This is a genomic window from Bradyrhizobium sp. USDA 376 (assembly GCF_054063675.1).
Window position 1 is genome coordinate 3,727,270 of the sequence record NZ_JBSSGN010000001.1, and the last position, 18,189, is coordinate 3,745,458.

15 protein-coding genes are annotated in these 18,189 nt (G+C 64.9%); 9 read left to right on the forward strand and 6 right to left on the reverse strand.

Annotated features, from left to right (window positions below; genetic code table 11):
- Positions 1–205: 205 nt before the first annotated feature.
- Positions 206–1,042 carry a transporter substrate-binding domain-containing protein gene (locus ACVJ19_RS17485; protein WP_453950282.1) on the reverse strand — a complete coding sequence of 279 codons (837 nt, stop codon included), beginning with the start codon at positions 1,040–1,042 and terminating at the stop codon, positions 206–208.
- Positions 1,043–1,254: 212 nt separating this feature from the next.
- Between ACVJ19_RS17485 and ACVJ19_RS17490 the strand changes: the two genes are divergently transcribed.
- From ACVJ19_RS17490 to ACVJ19_RS17520, 7 genes are all read left to right on the forward strand, one after another.
- Positions 1,255–2,172 carry an NAD(P)-dependent oxidoreductase gene (locus ACVJ19_RS17490; protein WP_453950283.1) on the forward strand — a complete coding sequence of 306 codons (918 nt, stop codon included), beginning with the start codon at positions 1,255–1,257 and terminating at the stop codon, positions 2,170–2,172.
- 11 nt (positions 2,173–2,183) lie between these two features.
- Positions 2,184–2,537, forward strand: a complete 354-nt coding sequence (locus tag ACVJ19_RS17495; protein WP_018641182.1) for a RidA family protein — start codon at positions 2,184–2,186, stop codon at positions 2,535–2,537.
- Between the two features lie 129 nt (positions 2,538–2,666).
- The gene (locus ACVJ19_RS17500) at positions 2,667–4,328 is read left to right on the forward strand and encodes a thiamine pyrophosphate-binding protein (protein WP_453950284.1); all 1,662 of its coding nucleotides are present in this window, start codon (positions 2,667–2,669) and stop codon (positions 4,326–4,328) included.
- Between the two features lie 3 nt (positions 4,329–4,331).
- Complete coding sequence (locus ACVJ19_RS17505; RefSeq protein WP_453950285.1) at positions 4,332–5,597, forward strand: NAD(P)/FAD-dependent oxidoreductase; 1,266 nt, start codon at positions 4,332–4,334, stop codon at positions 5,595–5,597.
- A 9-nt stretch (positions 5,598–5,606) separates the two neighbouring features.
- Entirely contained in the window at positions 5,607–6,350 is a 744-nt protein-coding gene (locus ACVJ19_RS17510) for an aspartate/glutamate racemase family protein (protein ID WP_439370197.1), read from the forward strand.
- A 111-nt stretch (positions 6,351–6,461) separates the two neighbouring features.
- Entirely contained in the window at positions 6,462–7,163 is a 702-nt protein-coding gene (locus tag ACVJ19_RS17515) for a GntR family transcriptional regulator (protein WP_456739405.1), read from the forward strand.
- A 37-nt stretch (positions 7,164–7,200) separates the two neighbouring features.
- Positions 7,201–7,980: an SDR family NAD(P)-dependent oxidoreductase gene (locus tag ACVJ19_RS17520; protein ID WP_453950287.1), complete on the forward strand. Its 780-nt coding sequence runs from the start codon at positions 7,201–7,203 to the stop codon at positions 7,978–7,980.
- A 165-nt stretch (positions 7,981–8,145) separates the two neighbouring features.
- On the opposite strand, the gene ACVJ19_RS17525 is transcribed toward ACVJ19_RS17520, so the two are convergent.
- The 4 genes from ACVJ19_RS17525 to ACVJ19_RS17540 form a co-directional block, all read right to left on the reverse strand.
- Entirely contained in the window at positions 8,146–8,940 is a 795-nt protein-coding gene (locus tag ACVJ19_RS17525; protein ID WP_453950288.1) for an IclR family transcriptional regulator, read from the reverse strand.
- Between the two features lie 19 nt (positions 8,941–8,959).
- On the reverse strand, positions 8,960–10,693 hold the full coding sequence (locus ACVJ19_RS17530; protein WP_453950289.1) for an FAD-dependent oxidoreductase: 1,734 nt from the start codon (positions 10,691–10,693) through the stop codon (positions 8,960–8,962).
- Positions 10,694–10,701: 8 nt separating this feature from the next.
- Positions 10,702–11,916: an ABC transporter substrate-binding protein gene (locus ACVJ19_RS17535; RefSeq protein ID WP_453950290.1), complete on the reverse strand. Its 1,215-nt coding sequence runs from the start codon at positions 11,914–11,916 to the stop codon at positions 10,702–10,704.
- A gap of 360 nt (positions 11,917–12,276) precedes the next feature.
- Positions 12,277–13,380, reverse strand: a complete 1,104-nt coding sequence (locus ACVJ19_RS17540; RefSeq protein WP_453947895.1) for an IS4 family transposase — start codon at positions 13,378–13,380, stop codon at positions 12,277–12,279.
- Between the two features lie 403 nt (positions 13,381–13,783).
- Here ACVJ19_RS17540 and ACVJ19_RS17545 point away from each other — a divergent pair, with 403 nt between their 5' ends.
- The gene (locus ACVJ19_RS17545; RefSeq protein ID WP_453950291.1) at positions 13,784–15,082 is read left to right on the forward strand and encodes an MFS transporter; all 1,299 of its coding nucleotides are present in this window, start codon (positions 13,784–13,786) and stop codon (positions 15,080–15,082) included.
- Between the two features lie 9 nt (positions 15,083–15,091).
- Here ACVJ19_RS17545 and ACVJ19_RS17550 read toward each other — a convergent pair whose 3' ends face one another.
- Entirely contained in the window at positions 15,092–16,507 is a 1,416-nt protein-coding gene (locus ACVJ19_RS17550) for a hypothetical protein (protein WP_453950292.1), read from the reverse strand.
- 306 nt (positions 16,508–16,813) lie between these two features.
- Between ACVJ19_RS17550 and ACVJ19_RS17555 the strand changes: the two genes are divergently transcribed.
- Entirely contained in the window at positions 16,814–18,163 is a 1,350-nt protein-coding gene (locus tag ACVJ19_RS17555; RefSeq protein ID WP_453950293.1) for an ABC transporter substrate-binding protein, read from the forward strand.
- Positions 18,164–18,189 lie beyond the last annotated feature (26 nt).

Below are 18,189 nucleotides of genomic sequence, written 5' to 3' on the forward strand. Positions count from 1 at the left end.
AGCCTCATCCTGAGGAGACCGCTGGAAGCGGTCGTCTCGAAGGACGAGGCGCTTGCTCCGCCCGTCACCAAGACGCCATCCGTGATGGTCGTCCCCCACAAGGGGGGAGGGAACGCACCTCCGTCGAGGCAGCTGGTCGAGCCGCATTCAATCGGGCGAAGCGCGATGACGCTTCATCCAAATCCCATTCCGCTTTTGCCCGCCGTCAGAACTGCACTTCGCTCGGGATGTCCTCGGCGCTGAGGCCGACGGTTTCGTAGGCCTTGAGCAGCCATTCGCGGGTCTGGCCCAGCGAGCGGTTGTAGTCGGCCCAGGCACTGAGGAAATCCTTGTAGCGGCGATCGGATTCTGCACGGATGCCGAGATTGGTCGGCAGCGTCAGGAGCGGCCGCGGGATCGCGAGATCGCCGAGCGTCGGGTTCTTCTTCAGCGTGAAGACCGACAGCACCGCCAGCGAGACGTTGCAGTCGGCGCGGCCCGTCGACACCGCGAGGATCGCCTCGTCGCGCGTCTTGAAGCCGAGGATGTTCGCCTTCGGACAATAGCGGCGCGCGATGGTCTCGTGGGTCGAGCCGATGTCGACCGCGATCTTGACCTCGGGCTTGTTGAGCTCGGCCCAGGTCTGAGGCTTGGCAAAGCCCTTCTTGGTGATGACGGTGAAGGAGTGCACCAGGATCGGCGTCGAGAAGTCGATGACGAGCGAACGTTCGGGCGTCGGGTTCACGGCAAAGGCGAGGTCGATCTTGTCGGCCTGCAGATCCAGGATCTGGTTGCCCCAGGTCGATTCCAGTGTCTCGACCTTGGCGCCGAGCTTGGCCGCGATGTCGTTCGCCATGTCGATGCAGGCGCCCGACCATTGATTGGTCGCGAGGTCCTTGTGGAAATAAGGGTCCTGGCCGGCAATGACCGCGATCCGCAGCACGCCGCTCTTCTTGATGCGATCGAGCGTGGAGGTCGGCGCGGTATCGGCCTTGGCCGAAGCGGTCGCGGCCATTGCGGCGCCCGCCAGCGCGACGGTGGTGAGTGCGTCCCTGCGGTTCATGGTCGTGCTCCCTGGGAATGATCAACAACTCCGGCCCGTGGACTATTTCTGTATTCAGATCATAATGCAATATGGTATTGCGAACCTGCCAGCGATTTGAGCGATGAGGCAGGTTGAAGCCTAATCCCTTGGCAAAGCGAGAGAAAACTTCGTGAGACCGGGCGCTTATGCCGGACCGGCTTGCGGGTTTCGGGATTGAGAGGAGAAAGTCTGTGCGTGCTGTTTTCGTCGATGCCAACGACACGCTGGCCGCGGTCACCGAGAAGCTGCTGGGTGCCGCCCATCTGCCAGTCGGCATCAACCGCAACCCCTCCATCAAGCCCGCCGACCTGCCCGGCCTGCTCGGCGATGCCGAGATCATGATCGTGGATCATACGGCGGTGCCGACCGCGATTGCCGAGACGTGCAAGGCGCTGAAGCATGTCGTCTTCCTTGGCACCGGCGCGCGCAGCTACATGAATCCGGAAGAGCTTAGCCAACGCGGCATTTCGGTCCACACCATCAAGGGCTATGGCGACACCGCGGTGGCCGAATGCGCGATCGCACTGATGTGGGCCTCCGCGCGAAATTTCGGCGAGATGGACCGCGGCATGCGCGAGGGCAACTGGCTGCGCCGTGACGCGATGCAGCTCACCGGCAAGACGCTCGGCCTGATCGGTTTCGGCGGCATCGCGGCGGAAACGGCCCGCATGGCGGCGGGCTGCGGCATGAAGGTGATCGCCTGGAACCGGACGCCGAAGACGCATCCAGGCGTCGAGTTCGTTGCGCTGGACAAGCTGCTGGCGGAGAGCCACGTCGTCTCGCTGCATCTGCTGCTCAATGACGAGACCAAGGGTTTTCTGTCGCGCGAGCGCATCGCGCAGATGCGCAAGGGCAGCATTTTGATCAACACCGCGCGCGGCGCCGTCGTCGACGAGGACGCGATGCTGGATGCGCTGCGTTCGGGCCACATCGCGCATGCCGGCCTCGACGTCTTCACGGTCGAGCCGCTGCCATCAGGGCATCCCCTGACAAAGCTGCCGAACGTGACGCTGTCGGCGCATTCGGCGTTCCGCACGCCGGAGGCGAGCGACAACCTCATCGGCGCCGCGCTCGAACACTGCCGCCGCATCATCGCCACCGGCACGTAAAGGGATATCCCATGTCTGACATCACCCGCATTGACCAGAACGCCCGCCGCAGCCGCGCTTCCGTGTTCGGCGATCTCGTCTTCCTCGCCGGCCAGGTCGCGGACACCAAGACGGCCGACATCACCCAGCAGACAAAAGAGGCGCTGGCCAAGGTTGACGACATGCTGGCGCGCGCCGGCACCGACAAGTCGCGCCTGCTCAGCGTGCAGGTCTGGCTTAGAACCATGGACGATTTCGACGCCATGAACGCGGTCTATGACGCCTGGGTCGTGCCGGGCAACGCACCGACTCGCGCCTGCGGCAAGGTCGAACTCGCCGACCCGGCCTACCGGATCGAGGTGATCGCAATCGCCGCGCGCGGCTGACATGCGTGCCGATGCCCTCTGCACTGTTTGCATCGGCCTTGCACCTTATGTCCGCCTGTCTTACGCCACCCCGGAACAAAACTTGCGCGAAGCCTCAAAGCGCATCGCCAAAGCCTGCAGGGAGCTGTCATGACCATTCGTAACACCCGCACCGGGGGCCAGATCCTGATCGATCAGCTCGTCGCCCAAGGCGTCGAGCGCGTCACCTGCGTGCCGGGCGAGAGCTATCTGGCGGCGCTCGATGCGCTGCATGACAGCCCGATCGACGTCGTGATCTGCCGCGCTGAAGGCGGCGCTGCGATGATGGCGGAAGCCTATGGCAAGCTCACGGGCCGGCCCGGCATCTGCTTCGTCACCCGCGGCCCCGGCGCCACCAATGCCAGCCACGGCGTCCACATCGCGATGCAGGATTCGACGCCGATGATCCTGTTCGTCGGCCAGGTCGACACCGGCATGCGCGAGCGCGAGGCGTTCCAGGAGCTCGACTACAAGGCCGTGTTCGGCCCCATGGCGAAATGGGCCGTCGAGATCGATCGTCCCGATCGCATTCCGGAGCTCGTCGCGCGCGCCTTCCGCGTCGCGATGCAGGGCCGTCCCGGTCCCGTGGTGATCGCGCTGCCGGAGAACATGCTGACCGAGACCGCCGCCGTTGCCGATGCGATGCGCATCGAGCCGGCGGTGAGCTGGCCGGCGCCTTCGGACATCGAGCGTGTCAGCGCGATGCTCGCCGGCGCCAAGGCGCCGCTGGTCATCCTCGGCGGCTCGCGCTGGACCGATGAATCCACCAAGAGCATCGCGCGCTTTGCCGAGCGATTCGACCTGCCGGTCGCGACCTCGTTCCGCCGGGCCTCGCTGATCGACGCCGATCATTCGCACTATGCCGGCGATCTCGGCATCGGGCCGAGCCCGGGGCTGAAAGCGCGGATCGACAACGCCGACGTCATCCTGTTGATCGGCGGTCGCATGTCGGAGATGCCGTCGTCGTCCTACACGCTGTTCGACATTCCGACGCCGCGGCAGAAGCTGATCCATGTGCATCCGGGCTCGGAAGAGCTTGGCCGCGTCTATCAGCCGGCGCTGGCGATCCAGGCGACGCCGGCCGCGTTCGCCGCCGCCGTCGAGACGCTGAAGCCCGCGGGCGCGGTTGCCTGGAAGGGCGAGGCCGCCAAGGCGCATGCCGATTATCTCGCCTGGACCGAGAAGGCGCGCGAGCTGCCGGGCTCGTTCCAGTATGGTCAGGTCATGACCTGGCTGCGCGACCGCCTGCCGAAGGACGCGATCGTCTGCAACGGCGCCGGCAATTATGCCGGCTGGATCCATCGCCATCACCGCTTCCACAGCTTTGCCGCCCAGCTCGCGCCGACCTCGGGCTCGATGGGCTACGGCGTGCCGGCAGCGGTGCTCGCCAAGCGGCAATATCCGGATCGCGTCGTCGTCGCCTTCGCCGGTGACGGCTGCTTCCTGATGAACGGCCAGGAGTTCGCGACCGCCGTGCAGTATGACGCGCCGCTGGTCGTTATCGTTGTCGACAATTCGCAATACGGCACCATCCGCATGCATCAGGAGCGCGACTATCCCGGCCGCGTCGTCGGCACCCAGCTCAAGAACCCTGACTTTGCGATGTATGCCAAGGCGTTCGGCGGCCATGGCGAGCGCGTCGAGCGCACCGAAGAGTTCGCGCCGGCGTTCGAGCGGGCGCTCGCTTCGGGCAAGCCGTCGATCCTCCACTGCATCATCGATTCCAGGGCAATCTCGGTCGGCAAGGATTTCACGCCGGCGGTGAAGGCGTAAGCGATGCCTGAGGGCCGCCACGTCGCCATCATCGGAGCCGGCGCGGTCGGCGTGATCAGCGCCATCGAGGCGCTGCGCGAGGGGCATCGCGTCACGCTGATCGATCCGGGCGAGCCCGGCGGTGAGCAGGCGGCGAGCTATGGCAATGCCGGCTGGCTCTCCTCGCATTCGGTGATCCCGCCGGCCGAGCCCGGCGTCTGGAAAAAGGTGCCGGGCTATCTGATGGACCCGCTTGGCCCGCTCGCGATCCGCTGGTCTTATTTGCCGAAGGCGCTGCCCTGGCTGATCAAGTATCTGCTGTCGGGCTGGACCGCGGCGCGGGTCGAGAAGACGGCCTTTGCGCTGCGCGATCTCCTGAAGGATGCACCGCTGCTGCACCGGAAGCTCGCGGAAGAGGCCGGCGTCCCTGAATTGGTCGAGCGCAACGGCGTGATGCATGTGTTCCCGTCGCGCGGCAATTTCGACAACGATCTCGGCTGGCGCCTGCGCAGGAAGGTCGGCGTCGAATGGCTGGAGCTCAATGCCGACGAGATGCGTCAGCGTGAGCCGGACCTGCATCCGCGCTACACGTTTGGCGTCGTGGTGGAAGAGGCCGGCCGCTGCCGCGATCCCGGAGCCTATGTCGCAGCCCTCGCCAATCATGCGATTGCCAGTGGCGCCAAGCACGTGCGGGCCAAGGCAACCGGACTGAAGCTGTCCGGCAACAAGCTCGTGGCTGTTCTCACCGAGACCGGCGAGATTCCTTGCGATGCTGCCGTCGTTGCTGCCGGCGCTCGCTCGAAGCAGCTCACCGCATCGGTCGGTGATCCCCTCCCGCTCGAGACCGAGCGCGGCTATCACGTCATGATCGAGAATCCGGAATCAGGTCCGCGCAGCTCGATGATGGCGTCGGATGCCAAGATGGTGGTGAACTGGACCAACAAGGGCCTGCGCGCCGCCGGCACGGTCGAGATCGCCGGCCTCGAGGCCGCACCGAACTGGAAGCGCGCCGAGATTTTGCGCAACCACCTTCTCGGCATGTTCCCAAAACTGCCAAAGGACATTCCGGCCTCGCGCATCAAAACCTGGTTCGGTCATCGCCCGAGCATGCCTGATGGACTTCCCTGCATCGGCCACGCACGCGCCTCGCGCGACATCGTCTACGCCTTCGGCCACGGTCATGTCGGCCTGGTCGGCTCGGCCCGCACCGGCCGTCTCGTCGCCCAGCTTCTGAGCGGCAAGCAGCCCGAGATTCCACTCGCGCCGTTCGCACCCACTCGCTTCCTCTGAGATCGCACTATGACCTATCCTGCCAACTCGCCTTCTCGTATTGCCCGCGGCGGCAAGGCCATCTATGGCGCGCCGCTCGGCATTCTGATGCTGGAAGCGCGCTTCCCCCGCATTCCCGGCGACATGGGCAACGGCACCACCTGGCCGTTCCCCGTGCTTTATCGCGTGGTGAGCGGGGCATCGCCGGAGAAGGTGGTGCTGAAGGGCGCCGCCGGCCTGCTGCCTGACTTCATCGACGCGGCCAAGGATCTGGTGCGCTTGGGCGCCGAAGCCATCACCACCAATTGCGGCTTCCTCTCGCTGTTCCAGAAAGAGATCGCCGCCGCCGTCGGCGTGCCCGTCGCCACCTCGTCACTGATGCAGGTGCCGTGGGTGCAGGCGACCCTGCCGCCCGGCAAGCGCGTCGGCCTCGTCACGGTGTCGGGCTCGACCTTGACGCCGGCCCATCTCGAAGGCGCCGGCGTGCCGCTCGATACGCCGCTGGTCGGCACCGAGCACGGCAAGGAGTTCTTTCGCGTCCTGATCAAGGCCGAGAAGGACGACATGGACGTGGCGCAAGCCGAGCGCGATGTTGTCGAGGCCGGCAAGGAGCTCGTTGCCAAGAACCCTGACGTCGGCGCCATCGTGCTCGAATGCACCAACATGCCGCCTTATGCGGCGGCCTTGCAGGCCGAGGTCGGCTTGCCGGTCTACGACATCTATTCCATGATCACCTGGTTTCATGCTGGACTGCGCCCGCGCGTCTTTGCCTGAGTCCGGCTGTCGCAAAGCTCTGAACAAGCTCTGCTAATCTCTGGTTTGCATTGCCATCGTCCACACAGCCCCGATATATTGGGCTGTGTTCGGGCATGAATGCAGCTGATGATGAGCAACGTGGAACTGGCTTCCGACAGTATCGTCGATCGCGTCTATGAACAGCTCAAGGCGATGGCCGTGAGCTACGAGTTCAAGCCGGGCGAACGGCTCAACGAGGGCGAGCTGGCCAAGCGCCTCGGCGTCAGCCGCACGCCGCTGCGCGAGGCGCTCAACCGCCTCAACACCGAAGGTTTTCTGCGCTTCACGCCGGGCAAGGGTTTCTTCTGCCGCGAGCTCGACGCGCACGAGATCTTCGATCTCTACGAGCTGCGCAAGTCGATCGAGGTCGCCGCGATTCGCCTCGCCATCAAGCGCGCCAAGGACGAGGACATCGACGCGCTCCTGAAATTCCTCGAAGCCACCGGCCCGGATCCCGGCGAGCGCTCCTCGGTGGAACTGGTCGAGCTGGACGAGACCTTCCACGAGCGGCTGATGGGGATGTCGAACAATGCCGAGATGCTGCGCGTGCTGCGCAACGTCAATGCCCGCATCCGCTTCGTGCGCTGGATCGACATGGACCGCATCAACCGCTCCAACACGCAGGCCGAGCACCGCGCCGTCGTCGAAGGCCTGAAGGCGCGCAATGAGGAGGCCTGCGTGTCGGTGCTGGAGAAGCACATCGACCGCCGCCTCGATCGCATCACCGCCGCGATCAAGGAAGGCTACGCGCAGATCTACATGCCGGCCGCGGCGCGATCAGCGGCGAATTGACGCCCGACACGGCGTCCTGTTTTCGGGAGGCGCGCACATGAAGCTCAAGGACAAGGTTGCCGCCATCACCGGCGCGGCGCGAGGCATCGGCAAGGCCTGCGCGAAGAGGTTTCTGGACGACGGCGTCAAGGTCGTCATCTCGGATGTCGATACCGAGGGTCTTGCCGCGACGGCCGCCGAGCTGGGGCGGCCGGATGCGCTGCGCACCGTCGTCGGCAATGTCGCCAGGCGTGCCGACGTCGACCAGCTCGTCGCGACCGCGGTGAAGGAATTCGGCCGGCTCGACATCATGGTCAACAACGCCGGCGTCGCCCGTAACCGGGACATCCTCGAGATTACCGAAGAGGAGTTCGACGAAATCATCGGCATCAATCTGAAAGGCGCGTTCTTCGGCGTGCAGGCGGCGGCCAAGCAGATGATCGCGCAGGGTGGCGGCGGGGTCATCATCAACATGTCCTCGGTGAACGCGCTGCTGGCGATCCCGGCGCTTGCGACCTACGCGATGTCGAAGGGCGGCATGAAGCAGCTGACGTCGGTTGCGGCCGTCGCGCTCGCCCCGCACAACATTCGCGTCGTCGCGGTCGGGCCGGGCACGATTTTGACGGACATGGTGGCCTCCGCAATTTACACGTCCGATGATGCGCGTAAGACCGTGCTCTCGCGCACACCGGCTGGCCGTGGCGGCGAGCCGAGCGAGGTTGCCTCGGTCGTGGCGTTCCTTGCCAGCGACGATGCGTCCTACATCACCGGGCAGACGATCTATCCCGACGGCGGGCGGTTGATCCTGAACTACACGGTGCCGGTGAAAGAGAAGTAAGGGGCGCGAGGTCGCTCCACGCCTTCGATGTCGTCCTGGCGAAAGCCAGGACCCATTACCACAAGACGTGGTTTGGCGAAGGCTCGTGGTTACCAGCTCACGCGACGACTGCTCCCTGGGGTAATGGGTCCTGGCCTTCGCCAGGACGACTCAGAGAGCTATCGCTCACTCCGCCGCAACCGTCATCCCATAGCCGAGCCGCTTCGAGATACCGCCGGCGCAGTCGCGCAGGGCGTGCGCGATGGGGCTGTCCCAGCGGGCATCGAACGTTCCTTCCGGGCCCATCGCGGTGATGACCAGCGCGACATGGCCGGAATGGTCGAACACCGGCGCCGAGAACGCGTTGACGCCGGGCAGGGGATCGCCGAGCGCGCGGGCGAGGCCGTGCTTGCGCACCTCGGTGAGCATCTCGGCGATCTTCGCGCCCTTCACGGCCCGCTTCGGATTGTAACCGACGCCATGGCGGTCGAGGCCGCTTTCGAGGGCGGCACTGATGGTCTTCTCCGGCAGGAAGGCCGCAAAGGCGCGCCCCGTGGCGGTCTCCAGCAGCGCCATCACTGAACCCGCGCGCATCACGATATGCACGGGCTGGCCCGGCTCTTCGAGCTGGACGACGGTCGGGCCATGGGTGCCCCAAACCGCCAGCGAGACCGCGTGTCCGATCTGGCTCGCAAGCGCGGCGATCTTCGGCCCCGCGATGCGCACGCCGGACAGGCGGCGCAGGCTGATCAGGCCGAGCTCCAGCGCCAAAGCACCGATCTCGTAACGGCCGGTGGTCTCGTCCTGCTCGATCAGTCCGATGCGCGAGAAGCTGGCGAGATAAGGATGCGCCTTGGCCGGCGTCATGCCGGCCTCGCGCGCGAGATCGCGCAGCATCATCGGCTCGCCGCTTTTGGCGAGCGCGCGGAGCAATTCTCCGCCGACCTCGATCGACTGGATGCCGCGGCTTTCTCTCTTCATGCGCCTCCTGGCGTCGCGCTTACGCCGCGTTGCGCCTCGTGGCGCTCTCGGCGAGATGACGGCCGGCAATGTAGCCGAAGGTCAGCGCCGGCCCAAGCGTGATGCCGGCGCCGGGATAATTGCCGCCCATGATGCTCGCCATGTCGTTGCCGGCTGCATAGAGCCCGGGAATCACCCGGCCCTCGGCGTCGAGCGCCCGCGCGTTCTCGTCGGTGACGATGCCGGCATAGGTGCCGAGATCGCCGATCACCATCTTGATGGCGTAGAACGGGCCATTCTCGATCGGCGCGACGCAGGGGTTCGGGCCATGCAGCGCATCGCCCTGATAGCGGTTATAGGCTTTTGAACCTTTGCCGAAGGCGGCGTCCTGGCCCTGCGCCGCCGTCGCATTGAATTGCCTGACCGTCTCGGCGAATGCCTTTGCGTCGATACCGGCCTTTGCCGCCAGCGCCTCCAGCGTGTCGCCGCGCATGAGGTAGCCGGTATCGAGGTGGTGGCCGAGCGGCATCGGGAAGGGCGGCACGCAGCCGAGGCCGTATTTGCGCAGCGTCTGGTGATCGCAGACCAGATAAGCCGCGATCTCCTCGCCGGGCCTGGCGGCCTTGATCATGGCCAGGACGAAGTCGTGATAGGAATTGCCCTCATTGGCAAAGCGCCTGCCGTCACGCATCACCGCGATCACGCCGGGTTTGGCGCGGTCGATGAAATGCGGCATCACGCCCTTGGAGCCGTCCTTGCGCGTGGTCAGCGACACCGGCACCCAGGCCGCCGCGTTCGGCAGACGGTCCTCGATGCGTCCCCCGGCGCTTTCCGCAAGGCGCAGGCCGTCGCCGGTATTGCCGGTCGGGCCGGGCGAAAAATGCTCCCTGCCGGTCGGTGCGTGCGGGAACATCTTCTTGCGACGTTCGACATCGTGCGGGAAGCCGCCGCAGGCGAGCACGACGCCCTGCCGCGCGCGGACACGCACCTCGCGTCCCTCGCGCGACACGATCGCACCGGTCACCGCGCCGTTCTCGACCGTCAGCTCGCGCACCGGCGAGGACAGCCACATCGGAATCTTCAAATCCTGCGCGGATTTCGCGAGCCGCCCGGCGAGCGCATTGCCGTTGGTCAAGGTCATGCCGCGGCCGTAGCGCAGCACGTCCATCAGATGCCGCGACAGCCGCTTTGCCACATAGACCGCTGAGGTCAGCGACTTCGTCACGCGCATGAAGTGGATGATCTCCTTGCCGCTTCCGAGCATCATGCCGAACACGGTGAGCTCGGGCAGGGGCATGCCCAGCGTCTTGATCTGGTCGCCGAGCTCGCGGCCATCGAACGGGCGCGTCACCATGGAGCGGCCACCCTGCGCGCCGCCGGGCGCTTCGGCGTGGTAGTCCGGAAACACCAGCGGCATGTCGAAGCGCAGCGCGGTCTTGGTGGTGAAGAAATCGACGGCCTCGGGGCCGGCGTTCAGGAAGGCATCGACGCGTGCGGCGTCGTAATTGTTGCCGGCTTCATGGCGAAGGTACGTACGGGCCTGCTCCGGCGTCTCCTCGATGCCATAGGCTTTCGCCAGCGACGTGCCCGGTATCCAGAGCCAGCCGCCGGAGCGGGCGGTGGTGCCGCCGAAGCGCGGCTCCTTCTCGACGATCAGGACGTCGAGGCCGCGAAAGCGCGCGGTGATCGCGGCCGACATGCCGGAGGCGCCAGATCCGGCCACGAGCACGTCGCACTCGTAAGTCTCAACTGCGCTGTGCTCGTTGCCGGTCATCGCTCACCTCACTTCTTCAGGAGCGGACATTTGGACTCGGAGACCGGACGGAAGGCGTCCTCGCCCTTCACGGTCTTGACGATATCCAGATAATCCCAGGGTTCCCTAGACTGCTCGGGTGACTTCACCTTGGCCAGGTACATGTCGCGGACGACGCGGCCGTCCTCGCGCAACTTGCCGCCATGGACGAAGATATCCTCGATCGGCAGCTCGCGCATCTTGGCCATCACCTTGGCGGAATCATCGGTGCCGGCGGCCTTGATGCCCTTGAGATAATGCAGCACCGCGCCGTAGACGCCGGTGTGGATCATGGTTGGCATCACCTTGGTGCGCTCGTAGAACTTCTTCGACCAGGCGCGGGTTGCCTCGTCCATGTTCCAGTACGCGGCCGTGGTCATGTAGGTGCCCTGCGCGGCCTTCAGCCCGATCGCATGCACGTCGGTGTCGAACATCAGGAGACCAACGAGCTTCTGGCCGCCCTGCACGAGGCCGAACTCGCCGGACTGCTTGATGGCGTTGTCGGTGTCCTGGCCGGCATTGGCGAAGGCGACGACGTCGGATTTCGAGCTCTGCGCCTGCAGCGCGAAGGACGAGAAGTCCGCGGTATTGGTCGGGTGCTTGACGCCGCCGAGCACCTTGCCGCCCATCTCGTTGATGAAACGCGTCGCGTCCTTCTCGAGCTGCTGGCCGAAGGCGTAGTCCGCCGTGATGAAGTACCAGGACTTGCCGCCTTCCTTGATCACGGCAGAGGCCGTCACCTTCGACAGCGCATAGGTGTCGTAGGTGAAGTGCACGGTGTTCGGGCTGCACAGCTCGTCGGTCAGCGAGCTCGCGCCGGGGCCGGACAGCAGGGCGATCTTGCCCCGCTCGCGCACCATGTTGTGCACGGCGATCGCGATGCCGGAATTGGGGATGTCGACGACCGCGTCGACCTTGCCGTTGTCGAACCAGCCGCGCACGATCTGCACGCCGACATCGGTCTTCATCTGGTGGTCGGCGCTGATGATCTCGATCGGCCTGCCGAGCACCGTCGGCCCGAACTCCTCCACCGCCATCCTGGCGGCCTCGACCGAGCCCGGCCCGCTATTGTCGCGGCCCCAGCTCGACAGGTCCGTCAGCACGCCGATCCGCACCGCGTCGTCGGAGACTTGCGCGCTTGCGACTGTGGTCATGGCAGCCGAAGTCATGGCCGCGAGCATGGCGCCGGCCAGAAACCCTCTCATCGTCGTTCCCTCGCTTTTATGGGCCGCTTGGTGCGGCGGGTTGTTCTGACGGTAAATTAGATATTAGCGAATAGATTTGTCAATGGCGAATAATGGGTGCGGCGGTTCCACGGGCAGCGGCTTGGAGCGGCGGTGAGTTGGAATGTCAGTGCCCAATACTCGGTGTCGTCCTGGCGAAAGCCCATGGGCGCTAAAATAGTTGCATTGCTTGATAGCGACGTTTTCGTCTTGGTGGTTCGTGTAGATGCCGTCCGAGCGTGGAGCGAAGTCTGCGCAGGCAAGCAATCGCGGGTTGGGGCATGATTGCTTGTCGGAGGGAGGCGACGAGTTGGCGGAGCAGACGCCAGGTCCCTGGACGGGTCAGGCGGCCTCGGCCAAGCGGGGAGAGTCCTCGAGTTCGTCGACGAGTGGCTCGAGCAGGAGAATGATCAGCAGATGAGCGAGGATGTGGGGCCTGGCGGACCGCTCGTCAGTTCCGGGAGGGCCCTTCAGGCCAATCAAACTCTTGAGCCGCTTGAAGCCGAGTTCAATGCGCCATCGCAGCCGATAGAGGGCAAGGACATCGCTCGTTGAGAAGTCCTCCGGTGCGAGCGAGGTCACCAGGATCACCCAATCTGCAGCGTCAAGTGTTTGCCTGGAGAGCTGGTGGCCTCCCTTTTGGGCCGTTCGGCGCGCCTTGCGTCGTGCGACCGCGGCCGCTTGCGCCGGCTTCTTGACGGCAACCAGACGCAGAGCGAGCAGCGGTGCGCCAGACTTGCGTTTTATCCAGATCGGTCGATCGATCAGGCCACATGCCGAAGCCTTGCGCAGTTCGGCCGTCAGATCGACCAGACCACCTTTGGCATCAACCCAACGCGCGCTCTTCCAGCCGGACCGGATCACGAAGTCCGCGCCGGCATCGACGAGACGTGCCATGCGCTCCGGTTGCAGATAAGCGCGGTCGCCAAGACGGATTTCGCCGGCAATCACCGGTATCCGGTCCAGCGTCTCGCCCGCTCGCTGATCGGTCAGCTCGAAGTGACCAAAGCGCTCCTGCGGAAGATCGAACGCGCTGTGTATGCGCCACACCGCGTTCTTGTTCCTGCCGCTCGTCCCAGCCTTCGGGACCGTCGTGGCGTCAACAATGCGGATCAGGCGGCCGTGGCTCGCCTTCGGCGCACCGCTCGCCAGTGCTTGGCCTATCAACTTCGCCAGCCAATCTCCGCACTGACGCAACCGATACAACAGAGCCACGTTGGAGATATCGACAAGGCCCACCGACGTGGCCCATGCCGCCGTCAACCGCAGACCTCGCTCGCCAAGGCAATACGCCAGGATCAAGCGCAGCAAATCCACCGCATTGCTGATTTCCCGCGGGCGGACAAACGCCTTCGTCTCGCGCGCGCTAACGTTGAGCGCTTCGGCGCCGCCAAGCCGGGCGACAACACGCGCCCAGTCCTCGTTCACAAGCGATTCGTGTGCCATCCCAATTTGGAATCACAAGCCAATCCAATGCGCAAATCCTATTTTAGCGCCCATGGGCGAAAGCCAGGACCCATAACCACAGGCGGCTGTTGTTTCGGACGCTTTGGCCACAGCAGTGTTTGATAACGCTGACCGGGGTAATGGGTCCTGGCTTTCGCCAGGACGACGATGGAGGGGGCAGAGTGCGCAACTGTCTCACCACCGTCACTGCGAGCGCAGCGAAGCAACCCAGACTGTTTCCGCAGAGGCAGTGTGGTCGTCGCAAGAGCTCCTCGCAATGACGTGTTGAAGCAGGCGTGCTCAAATATCTCCTGCTGTGGTCATCGCGAGCAGGAACACCTCCGCAGGTTGCAAGCCCCGTCGCGATTAGCCATGATGCCGTCTGGAATCTGTGGGGCATGGCATGACGGCAGCAACGGGGGTCTCCACTTCGGCGGAGAGATCGACGACGGCGCATGTGGTGTGGGCGAGCGCGCTCGGCACCGCGATCGAGTGGTACGACTTCCTGATCTACGGCACGGCCGCCGCACTCGTCTTCAACAAGCTGTTCTTTCCGAGCTTCGACCCGTTCGTCGGCACGCTGGTCGCGTTCTCGACCTATGCGGTCGGCTTCGTGGCGCGGCCGATCGGTGGCGCGATCATCGGGCATTACGGCGACCGGCTCGGCCGCAAGACGATGCTGGTTGCGACCATGATCGCGATGGGGCTCGGCACCTTCCTGATCGGCTGCCTGCCGACCTACAGCCAGATCGGTGTCTGGGCGCCGATCCTGCTGATCGCCTTGCGCTTCGTCCAGGGCATCGGGCTCGGCGGCGAGTGGAGCGGCGCGGTCGTCATGGTGATCGAGCATGCCGGCAACCGCCGCGGCTTCTACGGCAGCCTGGTGCAGATCGGCTTTCCCGTCGGTGTTGCCGCCTCCACCGGCATCTTCGGCTTGATGACGAAACTGCCCGAAGCCGACTTTCTGAGTTGGGGCTGGCGCGTGCCGTTCCTGATCAGCATCCTCTTGGTCGGTGTCGGCTTCATCGTGCGGCTGAAGCTCGCGGAGACGCCGCATTTCAAGGAGGTGGTCGAGCGCAAGGAGGTGCTGGCCCAGCCGGTGCTGGAAGTGCTGCGACGCGACTGGCGCAGCTTTCTGCTGGCGATCGGCATCACGGTGTCGGAGGTGGGCCTTGCTTATCTGCTCACCGTCTTCACCGTGGTTTATGCCACCACAAAACTCGGTCTGCCGCGCCAGGTGATCCTGGATGCGGTGGTCTATGCTGCGATCGTCGAGTTCGCGACGTTGCCGCTCGCCGGCTGGCTCTCCGACATCTTTGGCCGCAAGGCGCTGTACCTCGCGGGTGCTGTGTTCACCGTCGCGCTGGCGTTTCCGCTGTTCTGGTTCCTCGACACAAAAGAACCTGCGCTGATCACGCTCGCGCTCGTCGTCACGATGACGCTGACCCATGCGCTGTTGTTCGGGCCGAAGGCGGCGTTCATGCCGGAGCTGTTCCGCACCCAGGTGCGCTACAGCGGCGCCTCGCTGGGCGCCAACGTCGCGGCCGCGCTGAGCGGCGGCTTTTCGCCGCTGATCGCAACCGCGCTGCTGGCGTGGGCAGGATCTTACTGGGCCGTGTCGGTCTACATCATCGCGCTCTCGATCATCACGATCGTCGCGACCTTGCTGGCGCCGGAGACGGCGCGCGACGGCCTGAAATAGCAGCGTACGTCAGCGACAGGCCGCGGCGTCCGGCATCACCAGGAAGGTGATGCTGGCCGGCGGCAATTGGAGCCGGCCTGCCGGCGCGGCACGGGCCGCAAGGCGCGGAAGGTCGTCGTTGACGGTCAATTCGAGGGGCTGGCCATTCAACCGGACGGTGGCGCTTTGCAGGCGATCGGCTTGCAACGTGTAGCGCTCGGCAGGGCCTGCCAACGTCACGAGGTGCGCTGCGCTCCGCGAATTGTTGATGAGGAGCACGGAGACGGCGCCCTTCATCGCGGGATGACAATGCGCGTAGATGTGAAGGCCGGGCATTGGGGCAGTGCCTGCCTCGAGCACGGTCGGCCCCATCAGGCGCCGCCAGAGCAGGGCGCCCCAATAGTTTGGCCGTGGACGAAACGACCACTCGTCGAGCAGGCCGTAGTCGCTGGCCGCAAGCGTGTTGTGCATCACCACCTGCACGCCGGCTCTCGCGAGACGGCCGAGCTGGTCGAGATAGCGGAATGTGTCGAGGAAGGTCGCATCCCATGGATTGCCGCCGCAGACGGCGTCCGCCGTTTCCGTCAACCAGATCGGCTTGCCCGGCTCGAACGCGTCGCGCAGCGCGCGGTAGGTGGCGAGCGTGACGTCGGTGCGCGCCAGCCACTCGTCCGATAGAGCCTGCATCGGATCGTCATGGACGCCGCAGCGGGGCGAGAGCGTGTTGTAATGGTGATAGGAGAAGCGATCGAGACCCGGCCCCGACGCCGCGAGCAGATCGTGCGTGCGGATGCGGCTAGCTGCCGGAGCTGCGGAGTCGCCGATAGAGCCCGGGCCGAGGATCAACGTCTCCGGCGACGAACGCCGGATCCACGTGCGGAATATCCTGAAGTCGCGGCCATAAGCCTCCGCGTCATATCCCGGCGGCGCGCCGTTGTTCGCCGCAAGCGTCGGCTCGTTCATGAACTCGGCGGCGGCGATGCGGCCGCCGGATGAGCGCGTGGCCTCGACGAGGCGCTGCGCCTGGTCCGGCATCCACACGCCATTTGCGTCGCGGCTGCCGGGACTGACGGCAAAGGACGTCACGATCTCCGCATCGGCCACGCGGGCGAAGTCGACGACGCCGCGCCATTGCGCGCGGCTGAGCGCGGTGTTGAAGCCGGCAGGCGGAGTGGCCGGCGCACTTTCGGTGTCCGCAACATAGGTCGCGTTCGCCCAGCTGCCGCTGATGCGGATATAGGCTGGCGACAGCGCCGCTGCGAGCTTGCGCAGGCGAGGGTTGGCAAGATCGATCGGGGGCCTGTCGCTGTAGCGATCATGTTGCATCTGGCCTTGCGCGTAAGGTTTCCAGAACCGTCCGCCCGTCACCTCCACCATCTCGACATTGTAGGATTGGAAGCGCGCGTCGAGCGTGCCGATCGCCGTCATGCGCGACGGCGCGATCACGGCCTCGCTCGCGCACGCTGCGCGACCTGTCGCCGCGACTAGCAGTGCGGCGCCGATTATGGTGACGATGCGGACGTTGCCGCATCGTCCAGTCGCCGTCCCTGTACACACGCCCTGACGCCTTCTTATGCGCGCTGCCAAAAGCAAATGCAGCGGTCTGATCCATTAGCCGCGTTTATATCGCGAATTTTTACTTCCAATTTTACTTCGCAAAATCTCAGCCATAGCCTCACGCGCAACTGATCACATCCGCAGCCGGTCAATGGCGATCGGGGCGAGCGTTCATCGTAACCAATGAGGGTTGCCATGTCTGACAGGATTAAGGGGACGTCCACTTCCGATCCGGCGGGAACGGGAGCGACATCTGCGAAAAAACTGAGCCGGCGCACGCTGTTGAAGGGGGCGGCCGCCGTTGCGGGCGCAGCCGCAGGGACCGACGCGATCCGCGGGTTCCCGACCATCTGGGCGCAGGAGATCAAGGACATCGAGCTGCGCCATGTCGGCGTGTCCTATTCGGTGGTGAAGGCGATCGGCGACCAGGCGGCCAAGGATCTCGGCTTCAAGGTGACGATGCAGAACCTCGACACCTCAGCTGCCATCAACCGCTTCATAAGCCAGCCTAATACGGTCGACATTGCCGATCTCGAGGGCTGGCAGGCGAAACTTGCCGCCAAGCGCGGCGTGATCCAGGGCATCGAGGTCAAGAAGATCAAGGAGTTCGACAACATCCTGCCGATCTTCACCAAGGGTGAGATCGACGGCCACAAGATCCCGCGCCAGGGCATCTCGCCCTATGAAGCCATGTACATCGCCAAGCCCGATGCGACCGACCTCAATGACGGCGTCACCGAATGGGCAACCTTCCTGCCGCAGGTCTACAACGCCGACTCAATCGGCTACCGCCCCGATCTCGTCGGCCATGAAGTGACGGAGTGGAAGGATCTGATCGACCCGAAGTTCAAGGGCAAGGCCGCGATTCTCGACGTGCCCGCGATCGGCATCATGGACGCCGCGCTCTGCTTCGAGAGCGCCGGACTGATCAAGTACGGCAACAAGGGCAACATGACCAAGGAGGAGATCGACTTCACCTGCAACAAGCTGATCGAGCTGAAGAAGCAGGGCCAGTTCCGTGCGACCTGGACCACCTTCGACCAGTCGGTGCAGCTGATGGCGGCGGGCGAAGTGATCATCCAGTCGATGTGGTCGCCGGCGGTCGCCGCTGTCCGCGTCAAGGAAATTCCCTGCGTCTACGCGCCGGTCAACGTCAAGAACGGCAAGGAAGGCTACCGCGGCTGGTGCAACGGCATGGGGCTGATGAAGCATCTCTCCGGCAAGAAGCTCGACGCGGCCTATGAATATCTCAACTGGTACCTCTCGGGCTGGCAGGGCGGCTTCGTCGCGCGCTACGGCTATTACAGCCCGGTGCCGTCGACCGCGAAGAAATTCCTCACCCCCGCCGAATGGGCGTTCTGGTACGAGGGCCAGCCCGCACCCGAGGTGGTCAACGATCCCTATGGCGTCGCGATGGAGAAGGCCGGCACCAAGCGCGACGGCGGCTCGTTCCTCGACCGCGTCAAGAACATCTCGTGCTGGAACACGCTGATGGACGAGGCCGCCTACATGAACAAGCGCTGGAACGACTTCAAGGTGGCCTGAAACCTGCTTTCCCTGACGAAAGGCGC